We start from the raw sequence: 16,674 nt of genomic DNA, 5'->3' as shown, positions 1-16,674 counted from the left end.
CCGCGCCGGCTCAGCCGTGGAACCTGGCGCCATTCACGCGCTGTGAGGCGCCCACGTCGTCCAGGTAGGGGGTGATCCCGCCCAGGTGCATCGGCCAGCCGGCGCCCAGGATCATGCACAGGTCGATGTCCCGGGCATCAGCCACCACCCCGTCGGCGAGCATCAGGCCGATCTCCTCGGCCAGGGCGTCCTGGACGCGCACGAGCAGTTCCTCGCCGGTCTGGGGGGAGTCGCCCTGATTCAGCAGCGCCGCCGTGCCGGCCGGGATCGTCTCACCCGAGGCGCCACCGGACTCGGCCTCGATCCGGTCTCCCGTGAGGTCCTTGGCCCAGAGGGCGGTCTTGCCCGCGTCGATGAGGCGCTGCAGGTTGGCCGAGACGGGGAAACGCGCGTCCCCGAAGGCGGCGTTGAGGGACTCGGTGACGTGCTGGGCGACCGGGATGCCCACCATGGCCAGCAACGTGAAGGGCGTCATCGGCAGCGCGAGGGAGTCGAGGGCGTGGTCCGCCGTGCCCGCCGGGGTGCCCTCGTCGAACGAGGCCTGCACCTCGCCCATCATGCGCAGCAGGACGCGGTTCACCACGAAGGCCGGGGCGTCCTGGACGAGCACGGCGGTCTTGCCCAGCGTCCGGGCCGTGCCGAACGCGGTGGCCAGGACCCCGTCCGTGGTGGCCGGGCCGCGGACGATCTCCAGCAGCGGCATGGCGGCCACCGGGTTGAAGAAGTGGAACCCGACGAGCCGTTCCGGGTGGTCCAGGTCCGCGGCCATCCCGGTCACGGAGAGCGAGGAGGTGTTGGTGGCGAGGATGCAGTCGGCCGAGACGATGGCCTCGAGCTCGGCAAGGACCTGCTTCTTGACGCCCATCTCCTCGAAGACCGCCTCGATCACGAAGTCGGCGTCCGCGTAGACGTCCTTGGACACGGAACCGGTGATGAGCCCGGCCAGCTCGGTCCCGGACCCGGCCGAGAGCCTGCCGCGGGAGACCAGCCTCTGCACCTGGGACCGGACGTGCGCCAGGCCGCGGTCCACGCGGGCCTGGTCGATGTCCGTCATCACCACCGGCACGCCCAGGCGCTGGGCGAACAGCAGGGCCAGCTGGCCGGCCATCAGACCGGCGCCGACCACGCCGACCTTGCGCACCGGCCGGGCGAGGGAGACATCGGGGGCCCCGGCGGGGCGCTTGGAGCGCTTCTGCACCACGTCCAGGAACGCGTAGACGGTGCGGTGGAACTCCGGGGTCTGGGTCAGGCGCGCCAGCGCCTCGCACTCGGCGGCGGCGGACTCGGCCCGGCTGCGGTGCCGGCCGGCCTCGAAGAGCTCCAGGACCGCGGCCGGTGCCGGGACGTGGCCGCCGGTCCTCGCGGCGACGATCCGGCGGCCCTCGGCGATGGCCTCGTCCCAGGCGGCATCCGAGCGGTCCCGGTCCCGCTGGGACTCCAGGGCCGCGAGGGTGTCCGCGTCCCCGGTCACGACGCCGGCGGCCCACGCCAGCGAGGCGTCCAAGAACCCGGTGGGGTCCGTGGGGTCCTCGGAGGGGTCGAACAGGGCGTCCGCCAGGCCGATCGAGTACGCGGTGCGCCCGTCGATGGAGCGGTTGTTGTGCAGCGGGTTGGCGAGCATCAGCGTCACCGCGTCCCTCGGGCCGGTGATCCGTGGGGTCTTCCACACCCCGCCCCAGCCGGGGACCAGGCCGATGAACGCCTCGGGCAGTCCCAGTCCCGTCGCGGCGGAGGACACCGTGCGGTACTGCGCGGCCAGCGCCAGCTCCAACCCGCCACCCAGTGCGAGGCCGTTGATGAACGCGAAGGAGGGTACGGGGAACTCGGTGAGCAGGTCATAGACCTCGTGGCCCAGCCGGGCCAGCAGTGCACCGTCGGTGGGTTCGGTGAGTTCCGTGATGGAGCCGAGGTCCGCACCGGCCACGAGGAACCCGGGCTTGCCGGTGACCGCGAGTGCGGCGATCTCCCCGGCGCGGGCCCGCGCGGCCTGGCCGGTGAGCACCTCACCGAGGCCGATCAGGGTGTTCGGGCCCAGGGTGGTGGGACGCCGCGGGCCGGCATGGTTGTCGAGCGTGATCAGGGCCAGGGTCCCGGCCCCGTCCGGGAGCACGAGGTCCCTGACCTCTGCCCGGGTGACGACCTCGTCCGGGAAGCGGGCCGCGAGGTCCCGGAAGGCCTCGAAGCGGTCGGGTGCGGTGGTCTCGGACGACGGGGCGGGCGAGGCGGGCATGCTGCTCCTGGGATCGGGACGTGTGGACGGTGTGGGCACCGCTCAGGTTACCGATCGGTAACTACAGGGGCAAGGGTGCGTCGGCGGTGGGCGGCCACGACCGCCGTCCGCGGGCCGCCGCGGTCACGCCGCCGGGTCGGGATCCAGGAGCGCGACCGTGATGATCGGCGCCGTGATCCGCACCTGCCACCGGCGGGCGCCGAGGTCCGCCAGCGCGGCCGAGACCGAGTCCAGGTCGATCGCCTCGGGCGGGGTCCAGCACACCCGGCGCAACGTGTCCGGGGTCAGCAGGTTCTCGGTGGGCAGGTTCAGTTCCTCGGCCTTGTTGCCCACCCACTCCTTGGCCGTCTTGAGTCTGCGGTCGGCCAGCGGATTGCGGTCCCTCCACACGCGCGGCGGGGGCGGGCCCTCGTTGGGCACGTGCAGTGCCGGCAGCCGGTCGGGGGTCCGTGCCGCCGCCTGCCCGGCCTGGATGGCCCGGAGCCAGCGCGGCGCCTCCTTGGCGGCGGCCCGTCCGTGGAAGCCCGGGGTCTTCAGCAGCGCGGGGACCGTGGAGGGCTGGGCCGCGGCCGCCGAGACGATCGCCGAGTCGGGGATCAGCCGCCCCGGGGCGGTGTCCCGGTTCCGGGCCAGCGCCTCCCGGGCCTCCCAGAGTTCCCGGACCACCGCCAGTTGCTGGGGCCGGCGCAGCTTGTGCATCCCGGAGGTCCGGCGCCACGGGTCCGTGCGGGGCCCTGGCAGGGGAGTGGTGCGGATGGCCTCGAACTCCTCCTCGGCCCAGCCGAGCTTGCCGGAGGCCTCGAGCATGCCCACCATGGCGGCGCGCAGTTCCACGAGCAGCTCGACGTCGAGCGCCGCATACCGCAGCCAGTCCTCGGGCAGTGGCCGCTTGGACCAGTCGGCGGCGGAGTGTTCCTTGGCCAGCGTGACACCGAGCAGTTGCTCCAGCACGGAGGCCAGCCCAACCCGGGGCAGCCCGAGGATCCGGCCCGCCAGTTCTGTGTCGAACAGCCGGTCGGGCCACATCCCCAGTTCCGAGAGGCAGGGCAGGTCCTGGGTGGCGGCGTGCAGGATCCACTCCACCCCGGCCAGGGACTCCTGGATGACCGCGAGGTCGTCGAACGCCTCCGGGTCGATGAGCCAGATGCCGGCACCCTCGCGCTTGATCTGGACCAGGAAGGCGCGTTGGCCGTAGCGGAACCCGGAGGCCCGCTCGGCGTCGACGGCCACCGGACCCGTGCCGGCCGCCAGCAGGCGGGCGCACCGCTCGAGTTCCTGCACGGTCTCGGTGACGAAGGGGATTCCTCCCGCCGGCTCCGTGATGAGCCGGGGGACCGCGGCCGCAGCCTCGGTCTGTGCCTCGGGCTCGGTCGTCTCCGGGATGCGGCTGGTCTCTGCGGTGATGTCAGTTCCTCCTGATGCGCGGCAGGGGCGTGACCCCGTCCGGGACCGGGGGCAGGCCGGCGAAGGCGCAGACCATGTCAGCCCAGGCCTCCAGGTGTTCGGTGGTGTCCGGACCCTCGGGGGTCCATGATGCGCGCAGCTCGATGTCGGTGGTGTCCGGCCGCGTGGCCAGTCCGCCGAAGCTCTCCGAGAGTACGCGCGTGGCCGTGCCGCCGGCCTCGGTGTAGCGGGCGTGGTGGGTCTCCAGTGCCTCGACGAGCCAGGTCCACGCCACGGCGCCGAGCATCGGATCACTGCCCAGGTCCAGCTCGAGCGAGGCGCGGATGTAGGTCACCACCCGGAACGTGCCCTGCCACACCTCGGAACCGGCCGGGTCGTGGAGCAGGATGAACCGTCCGGTGGCCAGTTCGGACGGGCCCAGGTCGGAGGGCTCGTGGACCTCGGCGGCCAGCGCCACGGCATACGGCGCCAGCCGGCCGGGGGCCGGGATCTCGTCCAGGGTGACCTCCTGCCGGTGCCGGGCGCGGCGCAGGCCCGCGAGCGCCTCGCGGAACTCCGTGGGAAGGCGCCGCGACTCTGCGGGATGGTGGCCTAGGGCAGTCACGGTGTCAACGTTAAAGCCCTGCCTGAGGGATGTCCGTGCGACGCGCCGTGGCGAGGCTCACCGCGTGGCGTCCAGTGCGGAGGACAGGGCGGCGGTGAAACCGTCCACGTCGTCGGCGGTCGTGTCCCAGGAGGTCATCCAGCGCACCTCGTTCCGGGAGCGGTCCCAGTCGTAGAACGCGTACCGGGAGCGCACGGCCTCGGCGACCACCGGGTCCAGCACGGCCAGCACCTGGTTGGCGGCCGGCTCCTGGGTGAGGGTGACGCCGTCGAGGGCGCGGACGCCCTCGGCCAGCCGTGCCGCCATCGCGTTGGCGTGCCGGGCCGATCGCAGCCACAGCTCGTCCGTGAGCAGCGCGACCAGCTGGGCCGAGACGAAGCGCATCTTCGAGGCCAGCTGCATCGAGGACTTGCGCAGGTACTCCACCGCCTTCCCGGCCCCCTGCGGCCCGGCCTGCACGGCGTCCGGGTTCAGCAGCACGATGGCCTCGGCCCCCAGGGCCCCGTTCTTGGTGCCCCCGAAGGAGACGATGTCCACGCCGGCGTCGGTGGTGAACGAGCGCAGCGAGGTGCCCAGCGCGGCGGCCGCGTTGGCCAGTCGGGCCCCGTCCATGTAGAGCGCCATGCCCAGGCCGTGCGCGTGGTCGGCCAGGGCCCGGACCTCGTCCGGGGTGTAGACCGTGCCCAGCTCGGTGACCTGGGCGATCTCGACGACGGCGGGCTGGGCGCGATGGACGAAGCCGAGGCCGTGGGCCTGGGTGTCGACCAGTGTGGGGGTGAGCTTCCCGTCCGGGGTCGGCACGGTGTAGAGCTTGGTCCGGGCCACGCGTTCGGGGGCCCCGCCCTCGTCCTGGTGGATGTGGGCGCTCTCGGCGCAGATCACCGCGCCCCAGGGGGGCAGCAGCGACTGCAGCGCGACCACGTTCGCCGCGGTGCCGTTGAAGACCGGGAACCCCTCGGCCCGCTCACCGAATTGCCCGCGGACCGCCTCCTGCAACCGTGCCGTCCAGGAGTCGTCACCGTAGGCGCTCTCGTGGCCGGTGTTGGCCTCGGCGATGGCCGCGAGCACCTCGGGGTGGACGCCGGCGTAGTTGTCCGAGGCGAAGCCGCGCGGGGCGGGTCCGCTCATGCGCCGGCCTTGGGCTGCAGAGTCAGGGACACCGAGTTCATGCAGTAGCGCAGGTCGGTGGGCGTGCCGAAGCCCTCGCCCTGGAACACGTGCCCCATGTGGGAGCCGCAGTTGGCGCAGCGCACCTCGATGCGCTCCATGCCCAGGGTGGAGTCGCGGATGTACTCCACCCGGTCCTCGGCCAGCGGGGCGAAGAAGGAGGGCCAGCCGCAGTGGGCGTCGAACTTGGTGTCCGAGCGGAACAGCTCCGAGCCGCACGCGCGGCAGGCGTAGACGCCCTCGGTCTCGGTGTCCCAGTACTCCCCGGTGAACGGGCGCTCGGTCCCGGCCTGGCGCAGGACCTGGAACTCGGCCGGGCTCAGGCGCTCGCGCCACTCCGCGTCCGAACGATCCCGCGCCGCCGGGTCACCGGCGGGACCGGGGGCGGCGGGCGAGGCGGGGACGGGGACGGAGTCGGGACTGCCGGGGGTGGGATGCGGATCACTCATGGTCCCCATAACACCACGGACCGGCCAGTTGTTTCCCGGGCCCGCCCGCGACGACCCGGCCGGCGACCCATCCGGTTGGCACACCGGTCCGCCCGGCGGACACAATGGAGCACATGAGCCCACGCACCACCTCCGCGCGTCCCTCCCCGTCCGGGCTGGCCGGCCTGACCGGCCGGTGGCGCGGCCGGGGCCGGAGCCTGCGCAAGGGCATCGGGAAGGCGGAGCCGGTGATGCGCTGGTCCTCGGTGGCCGCCGTGGCCGGCGTGGTGACCGGCTCGGTGGCCGCCGGCACCATCTCCGGGCTTGCCGGACTGTTCGCCCGGACCGTGGTGACGCCGGTGAAGACGCCGGCCGAGGACCTCGAGATCCTCGCCGTCGTCCAGGGCGAGTCCGGACTGGAGATCATCCTCCCGGTCAACGAGGAGACCACCGTGCCGGGGACGTACTCCCTGGTGTTCGACGGCGGCGCCGGCGTGGCGCGCATCGGGGCGGTGTCCTCGTTCGACCCGCGCGACGGCACCGTCCAGCGCGAGGTCGAGGAGGTGTACTCCGGGGACCTGTCCAGGGCCGTCCGGGGCCGGTGGGCCGGGTTCATCTACCCCGATCCGCGGACGCTGGGCTACGAGGCGCTGGACGTGAGGATCGCCGTGGAGAACGGCTCCGCCCCGGCCTGGCTGGTGCCGGCGGCCGGTGACCCCGCGCGCCGGACCGGCACGGCCACGGCGCACCCCGGTCCCGAGCAGGGCCCGGTGGCCGGCAGCCCCGCGCGCGTCCTGCCGGGGGAGGGCATCTGGGCGATCATGGTCCACGGCCGGGGCGCCAAGCGCACCGAGGGGATCCGCGCGATCGGCTCCGCCCGGGCCCTGGGCATGACCTCCCTGCTGATCTCCTACCGCAACGACGGGGACGCCCCGGCGGCCGGGGACGGGCGCTACGGCCTGGGGACCACGGAGTGGCGCGACGTCGAGGCCGCGGTCGCGTACGCGCTGGAGCACGGTGCCCGCGAGGTGGTGCTGTTCGGCTGGTCCATGGGGGCCGCCGTGTGCCTGCAGCTGGCCGACCGCTCCGAACTGGCCTCCTCCGTGGCCGCCATGGTGCTGGACGGCCCCGTCATCAACTGGATCGACGTGCTGGCCCACCAGGCGAGGCTGAACCGGCTGCCCGATGCCTCCGGGCGCCTCGGGCAGTGGCTCATGAGCAACCGGGCCGGCCGCTGGGCCACCGGACTGGCGGCCCCCGTGGACCTGAAGGCCATGAACTGGGTGGCCCGGGCCGACCAGGTGCGGGTGCCCACGCTGATCCTGCACTCGGAGGACGACGACTTCGTCCCCGTCGGGCCCTCGATGGACCTGGCCGCGAAGAACCCGCAGATGGTGAGCTTCGTGCGGTTCACGCTGGCCCGGCACACCCGGGAGTGGAACGTCGACCCGGAGAAGTGGGACCGCGCGGTGCGCCTGTGGCTGCACGCGGTGCTCACCTCGCCCCGGCCCGGCCTGTCCCAGCTGGTCGCGGCCGGGTCCTGAGCCGCCCGGCGCGGGACCGCCGGGCGGCTCAGCCCAGCAGCCCGCGGCGCCGCAGCAGGTGCTCCGGGTCCGCGTCACGGCCCCGGAAGGCCCGGTAGGACTCCAACGGGTCCCGCGTGTTGCCGCGGGAGAGCAGTTCCGCGCGGAAGCGCTCGCCGTTCTCGCGCGTCAGCCCGCCCCGGGACCGGAACCACTCCACGGTGTCCGCGTCCAGTACCTCGGACCAGATGTAGGAGTAGTACCCCGCCGCGTAGCCGCCCGCGAAGATGTGCTTGAAGTACCCGGTCCGGTAGCGGGGCGGGACCAGGGCGGGATCCAGCCCGGCGGCCTCGAGCGCCTCGTGCTCGAAGACGAGCGGGTCCTGCACCACCGTCCCCGGCGCCAGGGAGTGCCAGGCCAGGTCCAGCATGGTCGCGCCCAGGTACTCCGTGGTGCGGAACCCCTCGCCCCAGAGCGAGGACGCCTCGATGGCCGCCAGCACCTCGGGGTCGATCGCCTCGCCGGTGTCCACGTGGCGCGCGTACGCGGTGACGACCTCCGGCCAGTACATCCACATCTCGTTGACCTGGGACGGGAACTCCACGAAGTCCCGCGGCACCGCCGTCCCGGACAGGGAGGCATAGCGGGCCGTGGACAACAACCCGTGCAGCGCGTGCCCGAACTCGTGGAACAGGGTGGTCACCTGGTCCACGGTCAACAGCGCCGGCTCACCCTCGGCCGGGGCCGGGATGTTCAGGGTGTTGGTGACCACGGGCTGCTCGCCGAACAGCGTCGAGGCCTCGCGGAGGGAGTCCATCCAGGCCCCGCCGGACTTGGTCGGCCGGGTGAAGAAGTCCCCCACGAACAGGCCCAGCCCGGCGCCGTCGGCGTCCAGCACCTCCCACACGCGCACGTCCGGACGGTATCCCGGCAGCTCCGGGCGCTCGCGGAAGGTGATCCCGTAGAGGGCGGTGGCGGCGGCGAAGACGCCGTGGGTCAGGACCCGGTCCAGCTCGAGGTACGCGCGCAGCCCGGAGGCGTCCACGCGGAACCTCTCCCGCTCGATCCGGGCCGCGTGGAAGGGCCAGTCCCAGGGCTCCACCGGGTGTCCGGCCGCGGTCTCGACCTCCGCCCTCTCCCGTCGGGCATTCGCGGTGGCGGCCGGGATGATCCGGCCGAGCAGGTCCCGGACCGCCGCCAGGTCCGGGGCCGTCCGGTCCTGCAGGGCGTAGTCGGCCCAGCTGGAGTGTCCCAGCACCCCGGCCTTCTCGGCGCGCAGGGCGGCCTGTTCCACGGCCAGCGGCAGCGTGGAGTGCTCGTCGTCGGTGCTGCCCCGGTGCCAGGCGGCCTCGTGGACCCGCCGACGCGACTCCCGGACCTCGAGTGTCTCCAGCCAGGGCTGGGAGGTGAACATGGACAGCGTGAGGAGGTAGCCGTCGTCGTGCCCGGCGGTGCGGGCCGCCTCCGCGGCCGCGGCCAGGTCCTGTTCCGTGAGCCCGGCCAGCTCCGCCGCCGAGGCGAACCAGACGGCGGCGGCCGTGTTCCCCTCCACCATGCGGCGCCCGTACTGGGCGGAGAGCACGGCCAGGCGCTCGTTGATGGCGGCCAGGCGCCGCTTGGCGGCCGCGTCCAGGTCCGCGCCGCGCAGGCGGAAGGCCCTGAGGGTCTCCGTGGCGAGCCGGTGGTCCTCGCCGGTCAACGCCTCCGGGTCCACGCCGGCCAGCCGGCGGTAGAGACGCTCGTCGAGGTAGGTCGCGTCCTGGTGGGCCGACAGCTCCGGACTGATCTCCTCGTCGATCCGGTGGCGGGTGTCCGTGCCGTCGGCGGCCACCAGGTGGTGGAAGACCATGGACACCCGGCGCAGCGCCCGGCCGGACCGCTCGAACGCCAGGACGGTGTTCTCGAAGGTGACGGGGCCCGCGTCCGTGGCGATGGCCTCCAGCTCGGCCCGGTGCGCGGCCATGCCCGCCCGGAACGCCGGCAGGAAGTGGTGGTCCTGGATGGCGCCGAAGTCCGGCAGGCCGTAGGGGAGCGCGGACGGCGTGAGCAACGGGTTGGCATCGGTGCCGGCGGCGAGGGTGTCGGTCGTCATGGTCAGCAACTGTTTCACATCCACCGATCCGTGGACAGGGTGCTCGCTGCGCCGCGGCGGCGTCCCGCTAGACTCGTCAGCAGACTTCAGCCGGTACCCGCCGGACGTCACCAACAGCCGATCCCGGTCGTGCCGCGCGCGGCCGGGCAGGGGAGGAGAACACGTGGCAGGGCATTCCAAGTGGGCGACCACCAAGCACAAGAAGGCCGTGATCGACGCGCGTCGGGCGAAGGCCTTCGCCAAGTACGTCAAGGGCATCGAGGTCGCGGCCCGCGTCGGCGGCCCGGACCTGGACGGCAACCCCGCCCTCGAACTGGCCGTAACCAAGGCCAAGAAGCAGTCGGTCCCCAACGACAACATCGACCGTGCCATCAAGCGCGGCGCCGGGCTCACCGGCGAGGTCATCGACTACACCGAGATCATCTACGAGGTGCGCGGCCCCCAGGGCTCGGCGCTGATGGTCGAGTGCCTGACGGACAACAAGAACCGCGCCGCCGCCGATGTCCGCACCGCGGTGACCCGCAACGGCGGCACCATGGCCGACGCCGGCTCCGTCGCCTTCCTGTTCAACCGCACCGGGGTCGTCCGCCTGCCGGCCGAGGGGACCACCGAGGACGAGGTCCTCATGGCCGTCCTCGACGCCGGCGCCGAGGAGGTCGTGAAGTCCGGGGACTCCTTCGAGGTCCTGTGCGACCCCTCGGACATGTCCGCCGTGACCGCGGCGCTGGACGAGGCCGGGATCGAGTACGACACCGACGAGATGGAGTTCGTCGCCACCATGAAGGTCGACCTCGACGCCAAGGGCGCCAAGACCTTCCTGCACCTCGAGGAGGCCCTCGAGGACCTCGACGACGTGCAGGGCGTCTACTCCAACGTCGACATCGCCCCCGAGGTCCTCGCCCAGCTCGACGAGGACTGACCGGATCGTGGCTGGGGGTCCGGGACCGGTCCGCGCGGCCCGCCCGGCCGCGCGCCCGCTGCGCGTGCTCGGCGTCGACCCGGGGCTGACCCGGTGCGGCATCGCGGTCGTGGACGTGGCCCCGAACCGCACCGCCACGCTCGTGGGGGTGACCGTCGTCGGGACCGGGGCCGAGACCACGCTGGACAAGCGGTTGCTGGCCATCGACGAGGCGATCAACGAGTGGCTGGACCGGCACGCCCCGGACCACGTGGCCGTGGAGCGCATGTTCGCGCAGAACAACACCCCCACTGTGATGGGCACGGCCCAGGCCTCCGGCGTGGTCATCGCCGCCGCCGCGCGGCGGGGACTGCCGGTGGCCCTGCACACGCCCTCGGAGGTCAAGGCGGCGGTCACCGGCCACGGTGATGCCGGCAAGGACCAGATCGCGGCCATGGTGACCCGGATCCTGCGGCTGGACGCACCGCCGAGGCCGGCCGACGCCGCCGACGCGCTGGCCCTGGCCATCACGCACGCCTGGCGCGGTGGCCTGATGGGCCGGGGACTCGAGACCGGGAACCTCACCAGTCCCCGCAAGGACTCCCGCTTCCCGGCGTCGGCCGGACGGGCCGGGGCGGGCGGTCGCGGCGCGACGGCGGCCCAGCGGGCCTGGCTCGAGGCCGAGCGCCGGTCCCGCGGTTCCACCGGCTGGGGGAGCGGGTCCCGGGTCTGAGGGGCAGACAGGCTAGGCTGTTCGTAGATATCTTCGAACAGCGCCCGATGCGCCGCTGTCGTCCGACCCCGACCCTGGAGTGAGGCCCGCATGATCTCGTCCCTGTCCGGCACGGTGGAGACCGTGGGACTGAACCACGCCGTGATCAACGTGGCCGGCTTCGGCATGCAGTTCTCGGCCACGCCCCAGACGATCTCCCACCTGCACGTCGGGGACACCGGCCGGGTGCTCACCACCCTGGTGGTGCGCGAGGACTCCATGACCCTCTACGGGTTCGCCACCCCGGACGAGAAGGAGGTCTTCGAGGTGCTCATCGGCGTCTCCGGCGTGGGCCCCCGGCTGGCGATGGCCGTGCTCGCGGTGCACGATCCCGAGACCGTGCGCATCGCCGCCTCCTCCGGGGACGACAAGACGTTCACCCGGGTCCCGGGCATCGGGCCGAAGGGCGCCCGCCGGATCGTGCTGGAACTGGCGGACAAGCTCGTCCCCACCGGGGCCCCGGTGGCCGGTGGCCCGGACGAGGCCGGTCCCTCGACGGACACGCCCTGGCTGGACCCGGTGCTCGAGGCACTCACCGGCCTGGGGTGGACGGAGAAGGACGCCGACAAGGCCGTGAAGGACACGCTGCGGCACGAGCCGGAGCTCGAGGAGTCCGCGGACGTGGCCACGGTGCTGCGGGCCACCCTGCGGCACCTGGGCCAGGGCCAGTCCGCGCGGTCGGGACGCTCGTGAGGAACGCAGGAGGCAGGACATGACGGAACCAGTCAGCCCCCAGCCGGGGCAGGACGGCCCGGCCCGGATGGTCGGCGGCGGCGCCGACGGCGAGGAGCGTGAGCTCGAGGCGGCGCTGCGCCCGAAGAACCTCGACGACTTCGTCGGCCAGCACCGGGTCCGCCGCCAGCTCTCGCTCGTGCTGGAGGCCGCCCGGATGCGCGGCCGCTCCGCCGACCACGTCCTGCTCTCCGGCCCGCCCGGCCTGGGCAAGACCACGCTGGCCATGATCATCGCCGCCGAGATGAACGCGCCGCTGCGGATCTCCTCGGGGCCGGCCATCCAGCACGCCGGCGACCTCGCGGCGATCCTGTCCTCCCTCACCGAGGGCGAGGTGCTGTTCCTCGACGAGATCCACCGCATGTCCCGGCCCGCCGAGGAGATGCTGTACATGGCCATGGAGGACTTCCGGGTGGACATCGTGGTGGGCAAGGGCGCCGGTGCGACCTCCATCCCCCTGGAGATCCCCCCGTTCACGCTGGTGGGCGCCACCACCCGGGCCGGCCTGCTGCCCGGACCGCTGCGGGACCGGTTCGGGTTCACCGGGCACCTGGAGTTCTACAGCACCGAGGAGCTGGAGCTGGTGCTGCGGCGCTCGGCGCTGCTGCTGGACATGAAGGTCAACTCGGCCGGCTTCACCCAGATCGCCTCGCGATCCCGCGGCACCCCGCGCATCGCCAACCGGCTGCTGCGGCGGGTCCGGGACTGGGCCCTGGTCGGCGGCCTCGAGCAGGTGGACGCGCGGGCCGCCTCCGCGGCGCTGGACATGTACGAGGTCGACGCCATGGGGCTGGACCGGCTCGACCGGTCGGTCCTGACCGCGCTGTGCACCAAGTTCGGCGGCGGACCGGTGGGGCTGTCCACCCTGGCGATCGCCGTGGGGGAGGAGACCGAGACGGTCGAGACCGTGGCCGAGCCCTTCCTGGTCCGCGAGGGACTGCTGGGACGGACCCCGCGGGGCCGGATCGCCATGCCCGCGGCCTGGGAGCACCTGGGCCTGACGCCCCCGCCCGAGGCGCCGGGGGCGGCCTTCTGGACCGTGGCCGGGTCCGGGACGGCGAGCCCCGTGGACGGTGCGCCGGCCGGGACGGTCGACGCGCGGCGGGCCGACACGCTCTTCGACGCCTGAGGGGCCTCCCGGGGCGGCCGGAGGCGGGACACACCGTAGACTGGTGAAGTTGCCCTGTGCCCCCGACCCTGGAATGTGGTGTCCCGACGTGACCCTGTTGACTGACCTGACCACCGCCTCGATCGTCGCCGAAGGCGGAGCCGGGCAGAACCCCGGCCTGCCGTTCGACCCCTTCCTGCTGATCATGCTGCTGATCTTCGGCTTCCTGATCTTCAGCATGTTCCGCCGCAGCAAGAAGGCCCAGCAGCAGCAGCAGGAACTGCGCAGCAGCCTGGCCCCGGGCGTCGAGGTCATGACCACCATGGGCCTGTTCGGCACGATCGTCTCGGTGGACACGGAGGAGAACAAGGCCGTGATCGAGCTCTCCCCGGGCACCACCGCCACCGTGCACCTGCAGGCCATCGGCAAGGCCGTCGAGCCGGCCGCCGCGGCGCCGGCCGAGGCCGCGCCCTACGAGGCGCCGACCTACCACGAGGAGGCCCACGGGAACTCCGTCCCGGACTCCCCGGCCGCCCTGGACGAGACCCCGCGCCGTCCCGAGGACACCGACGGCACCGGACCGGACGACCAGCGGCCCGAGGGCAACCGTCCCTGATCCGACGGCCCCGCCGCCGACGAGCACCGTCCTTCCCACCGTGAACTGAAAGCCGTCAATCTCCCATGGCAGACAAGACCCCCCGAGGACGCGCCCGGCGCACGCTCTGGTGGCTCACCGGCCTGATCGTCGTCCTCACGGCGATCCTCGGCGTCGGTATCGCCACCCAGCAGGCGCAATGGGCCCCCAAGCTGGCACTCGACCTGGAGGGCGGCACCCAGATGGTGCTGGCCCCCGAGGTGGCCGGGGGCCAACAGGTCACCCAGGAACAGCTCGACCAGGCCGTGGAGATCATCCGCCAGCGCGTGGACGGTTCCGGCGTGGCCGAGGCGGAGATCGCTACCCAGGGCGGCAGCAACGTCGTGGTGTCCCTGCCCGGCGTGCCCGAGGCGGAGACCCGCGCCCTGATCCAGGCCTCGGCGAACATGGAGTTCCGGCCCGTCATCACCATGGGTCCCTTCGAGCCGGTCCCCGCGGACCAGCGCACCCCGGTGAAGGACTTCCCCGAGCCGAGCGCCGAGCCGCAGAACGGCTCCGACCCCAACTGGGTCACCCCGGAACTCGCCGCCGAGTTCGAGGCCTACGACTGCGCGGCGCAGATGAACAACCCGGACCGCAAGGAGTTCCCGGCCGACGGGCCGTCCATCGCCTGCCAGCCCGGTGACGAGGAGTCCGGCCAGCCGGGCGTGAAGTACCTGCTCGGCCCCGTGGAGGTCCAGGGCACCGACATCGCCGGTGCCGACTTCGGACTCGTCAACACGGCCACCGGGGTGTCCACCAACCAGTGGGCGGTCAACCTGTCCTTCAACGGCGAGGGCGCCGACGCCTTCCGCGAGGTCACCCAGCGGCTGACGCCCTACCAGGAGGGCGATCCGCGCAAGCAGTTCGCCATCGTCCTGGACGGCACGGTGGTCTCCGCGCCCCAGTCCAACGCGGTGATCACCGACGGACGGGCGCAGATCACCGGCAATTTCACCGAGCAGTCCGCCGCCGCCCTGGCCGAACAGCTCAAGTACGGCGCCCTGCCGATCAGCTTCACCATCGAGTCCGAACAGCAGATCTCCGCGACCCTCGGCGAGGACCAGTTGCGGCTGGGTCTGATCGCCGGGCTCATCGGCCTGGCACTGGTCGCCGCGTACTCGTTCTTCCAGTACCGCGTGCTCGGCCTCGTGACCATCGCCTCGCTCGTGGTGACGGGGCTGCTCACCTACCTGGCCATCGTCCTGCTGGGCTGGTCGGACAACTACCGGCTCTCCCTGGCGGGCATCGCGGGCCTGATCGTGGCCATCGGCCTGACCGCGGACTCGTTCATCGTGTACTTCGAACGCATCAAGGACGAGTTGCGGGCCGGCCGGTCGCTGCCGGAGGCCGTCGAGTACGGCTGGTCCCGGGCCAAGCGCACGATCACCGCCTCCAAGGCCGTGAACCTGCTCGCCGCCGTGGTGCTGTACTTCGTGGCCGTGGGCAATGTGCGCGGGTTCGCCTTCACCCTCGGCCTGACCGCGATCGCCGACCTGGTCGTGGTGTTCATGTTCACCCACCCCGTCATGCAGCTGCTGGCCCACACCCGGTTCTTCGGGGGCGGGCACCGGATGTCCGGCCTGGATCCCTCGCTGCTGGGCCGGGAGCCGTTGTACCAGGGCGCCGGCAAGGTCCGGCAGTTCCGGCCGAGCCCCGAGGCCACGTCCTCGAAGAAGGCCCGGAGGTCCGCCAAGGAAGCGGACCGCCGGCAGACGATCGCCGAGCGCCGGCGCGCCGAACAGATGTCCGGCGTCGGCTCGCAGGCGGCCGGGGCCACCACCCCGGCCGACCGGACGGAGGAACAGAAGTGAGTGCACTGGCACAGTGGGGTAACCGCCTCTACACCGGCAAGACGTCCTACCCGTTCGTCGGCAAGTGGAAGCTCTGGTTCGCCATCGCCCTGGTCCTGCTCGTGGTCGCGGGGGGCCTGACCCTGGCCCGCGGCGGGTTCAACCTGGGCATCGACTTCCGCGGGGGATCGGAGTTCACCGTCTCGAGCGTGCAGTCCACGGACGTCGCCGCCGGTGAGCGCGCCGTGAGCGAGGCGGTCCCGGAGGCCGAGGCGACGGTCACGAACATCGCCCCGGGCACCATGCGGATCCAGACGGACGAGCTGGACGACGACCAGACCCTGGCGGTGGGGCAGAACCTGCAGCAGGCCTACGGGGTGGGCGAGGACCGGGTGACCTCGACCTACATCGGCCCCACCTGGGGTGAGGCCGTGTCCCAGCAGATGGTGATCGGGCTGATCGTGTTCCTCGTCCTGGTCACGGTGCTCATGGCGATCTACTTCCGGACCTGGAAGATGTCCCTGGCCGCGGTGATCGGCCTGTTCTACGTCGTGGCCCTGACAGCGGGCATCTACGGGGCGACCGGCTTCGAGGTGACCCCCAGCGCCATCATCGGCTTCCTCACCATCCTCAGCTACGCGCTCTACGACACGGTCGTGGTCTTCGACAAGATCAGGGAGAACACCGAGCACAATCTCGAGGAGACCACCCGGACCTTCGGCGAGAACGTCAACCTCGCGATCAACCAGACCCTGGTGCGGTCGATCAACACCTCCGTGGTGGGCATCCTGCCCGTCGGGTCCATCCTGTTCATCGGGGCCTTCCTCCTGGGCGCGGGCACCCTGCGGGACATCGCCCTGGCGATCTTCGTCGGGATCATCGTCGGCACGCTGGCCACGATCTTCATCCAGGCCCCGCTCTACGCCCTGCTGCGTCGCGGAGAGGACCGGATCGCCGCGAACGACGCGCGGGTCCTCGAACGCCGTGCCGCCGGCGAGGGCGCCCCGGTGGGAACGGACACCGTCCCGGCCTGACGTCGCCGGAGCCGGACGGACTAGACTGGAGTATCCCGCGCGACGGGACGCGAGAACGTACAGTGCGGCACTCGCCGCGAAGCGGCGCTTGTCGCGGGAAGGCAGGCAGTTGTGAGTGCAGACTCCGCCCCGCCCGGCACGGCGCACGACGGCGGGCCGGCGCCCGCCGAGCGGCGTTCCAGCACGGCGTCCTACACCTCTGCCACGCCGACCTCCCAGCCGGCCGACGTCACGCCCGCCGAGCTCGAGCCCGCC

General features: G+C 72.6%; 14 protein-coding genes. 8 read left to right on the top strand and 6 right to left on the bottom strand.

The window, feature by feature from the left end:
* Positions 1-10 precede the first annotated feature (10 nt).
* From Q0283_RS08925 to msrB, 5 genes are all read right to left on the bottom strand, one after another.
* Positions 11-2,230: a 3-hydroxyacyl-CoA dehydrogenase NAD-binding domain-containing protein gene (locus Q0283_RS08925; RefSeq protein ID WP_298044270.1), complete on the bottom strand. Its 2,220-nt coding sequence runs from the start codon at positions 2,228-2,230 to the stop codon at positions 11-13.
* Between the two features lie 123 nt (positions 2,231-2,353).
* On the bottom strand, positions 2,354-3,553 hold the full coding sequence (locus Q0283_RS08920) for an HRDC domain-containing protein (RefSeq protein WP_298044284.1): 1,200 nt from the start codon (positions 3,551-3,553) through the stop codon (positions 2,354-2,356).
* 82 nt (positions 3,554-3,635) lie between these two features.
* Entirely contained in the window at positions 3,636-4,238 is a 603-nt protein-coding gene (locus tag Q0283_RS08915) for a DUF3000 domain-containing protein (RefSeq protein ID WP_183526406.1), read from the bottom strand.
* 57 nt (positions 4,239-4,295) lie between these two features.
* Complete coding sequence (locus Q0283_RS08910) at positions 4,296-5,366, bottom strand: low specificity L-threonine aldolase (protein ID WP_183526403.1); 1,071 nt, start codon at positions 5,364-5,366, stop codon at positions 4,296-4,298.
* The gene (msrB, locus tag Q0283_RS08905; RefSeq protein WP_183526400.1) at positions 5,363-5,863 is read right to left on the bottom strand and encodes a peptide-methionine (R)-S-oxide reductase MsrB; all 501 of its coding nucleotides are present in this window, start codon (positions 5,861-5,863) and stop codon (positions 5,363-5,365) included. The genes Q0283_RS08910 and msrB overlap by 4 nt, the downstream gene beginning before the upstream one ends.
* A gap of 104 nt (positions 5,864-5,967) precedes the next feature.
* On the opposite strand from msrB, the gene Q0283_RS08900 reads away from it, so the two are divergent.
* On the top strand, positions 5,968-7,377 hold the full coding sequence (locus tag Q0283_RS08900) for a S9 family peptidase (RefSeq protein ID WP_183526397.1): 1,410 nt from the start codon (positions 5,968-5,970) through the stop codon (positions 7,375-7,377).
* A 28-nt stretch (positions 7,378-7,405) separates the two neighbouring features.
* On the opposite strand, the gene Q0283_RS08895 is transcribed toward Q0283_RS08900, so the two are convergent.
* On the bottom strand, positions 7,406-9,448 hold the full coding sequence (locus Q0283_RS08895; protein ID WP_298044267.1) for a M3 family metallopeptidase: 2,043 nt from the start codon (positions 9,446-9,448) through the stop codon (positions 7,406-7,408).
* A gap of 163 nt (positions 9,449-9,611) precedes the next feature.
* Here Q0283_RS08895 and Q0283_RS08890 point away from each other — a divergent pair, with 163 nt between their 5' ends.
* The 7 genes from Q0283_RS08890 to secF all read left to right on the top strand — a co-directional run bounded on the left by Q0283_RS08890 (position 9,612) and on the right by secF (position 16,419).
* Positions 9,612-10,367, top strand: coding sequence for a YebC/PmpR family DNA-binding transcriptional regulator (locus Q0283_RS08890; protein WP_298044265.1), 756 nt, complete (start codon positions 9,612-9,614; stop codon positions 10,365-10,367).
* A gap of 7 nt (positions 10,368-10,374) precedes the next feature.
* A complete protein-coding gene (gene ruvC, locus Q0283_RS08885; protein WP_298044263.1) occupies positions 10,375-11,079 on the top strand; it encodes a crossover junction endodeoxyribonuclease RuvC in 705 nt (234 codons plus the stop codon).
* Positions 11,080-11,169: 90 nt separating this feature from the next.
* Complete coding sequence (ruvA, locus tag Q0283_RS08880; protein WP_298044262.1) at positions 11,170-11,811, top strand: Holliday junction branch migration protein RuvA; 642 nt, start codon at positions 11,170-11,172, stop codon at positions 11,809-11,811.
* Positions 11,812-11,878: 67 nt separating this feature from the next.
* Positions 11,879-12,979, top strand: coding sequence for a Holliday junction branch migration DNA helicase RuvB (ruvB, locus tag Q0283_RS08875; protein ID WP_298044283.1), 1,101 nt, complete (start codon positions 11,879-11,881; stop codon positions 12,977-12,979).
* A gap of 88 nt (positions 12,980-13,067) precedes the next feature.
* A complete protein-coding gene (gene yajC / locus Q0283_RS08870) occupies positions 13,068-13,574 on the top strand; it encodes a preprotein translocase subunit YajC (protein WP_298044260.1) in 507 nt (168 codons plus the stop codon).
* A gap of 65 nt (positions 13,575-13,639) precedes the next feature.
* Positions 13,640-15,406, top strand: a complete 1,767-nt coding sequence (secD, locus tag Q0283_RS08865) for a protein translocase subunit SecD (RefSeq protein WP_298044259.1) — start codon at positions 13,640-13,642, stop codon at positions 15,404-15,406.
* Positions 15,403-16,419 carry a protein translocase subunit SecF gene (gene secF, locus Q0283_RS08860; RefSeq protein ID WP_298044258.1) on the top strand — a complete coding sequence of 339 codons (1,017 nt, stop codon included), beginning with the start codon at positions 15,403-15,405 and terminating at the stop codon, positions 16,417-16,419. Before secD ends, secF begins: the two co-directional genes overlap by 4 nt.
* Positions 16,420-16,674: the final 255 nt, after the last annotated feature.

The sequence above is a fragment of the uncultured Citricoccus sp. genome (assembly GCF_937871995.1).
Classification (GTDB): Bacteria; Actinomycetota; Actinomycetes; order Actinomycetales; family Micrococcaceae; genus Citricoccus.
The sequence above is the reverse complement of the archived record's forward strand: the minus strand, read 5'-3'. Positions and strand labels throughout refer to the sequence as shown.

What these genes read in the sequence shown, in the direction of transcription:
- secD (WP_298044259.1), top strand. Translation starts at nt 13,640, where the DNA reads ATGGCAGACAAGACCCCCCGAGGACGCGCCCGGCGCACGCTCTGGTGG.
- Q0283_RS08925 (WP_298044270.1), bottom strand. Translation starts at nt 2,230, where the DNA reads ATGCCCGCCTCGCCCGCCCCGTCGTCCGAGACCACCGCACCCGACCGC.
- ruvA (WP_298044262.1), top strand. Translation starts at nt 11,170, where the DNA reads ATGATCTCGTCCCTGTCCGGCACGGTGGAGACCGTGGGACTGAACCAC.
- Q0283_RS08910 (WP_183526403.1), bottom strand. Translation starts at nt 5,366, where the DNA reads ATGAGCGGACCCGCCCCGCGCGGCTTCGCCTCGGACAACTACGCCGGC.
- msrB (WP_183526400.1), bottom strand. Translation starts at nt 5,863, where the DNA reads ATGGGGACCATGAGTGATCCGCATCCCACCCCCGGCAGTCCCGACTCC.
- Q0283_RS08900 (WP_183526397.1), top strand. Translation starts at nt 5,968, where the DNA reads ATGAGCCCACGCACCACCTCCGCGCGTCCCTCCCCGTCCGGGCTGGCC.
- ruvB (WP_298044283.1), top strand. Translation starts at nt 11,879, where the DNA reads ATGGTCGGCGGCGGCGCCGACGGCGAGGAGCGTGAGCTCGAGGCGGCG.
- Q0283_RS08895 (WP_298044267.1), bottom strand. Translation starts at nt 9,448, where the DNA reads ATGACGACCGACACCCTCGCCGCCGGCACCGATGCCAACCCGTTGCTC.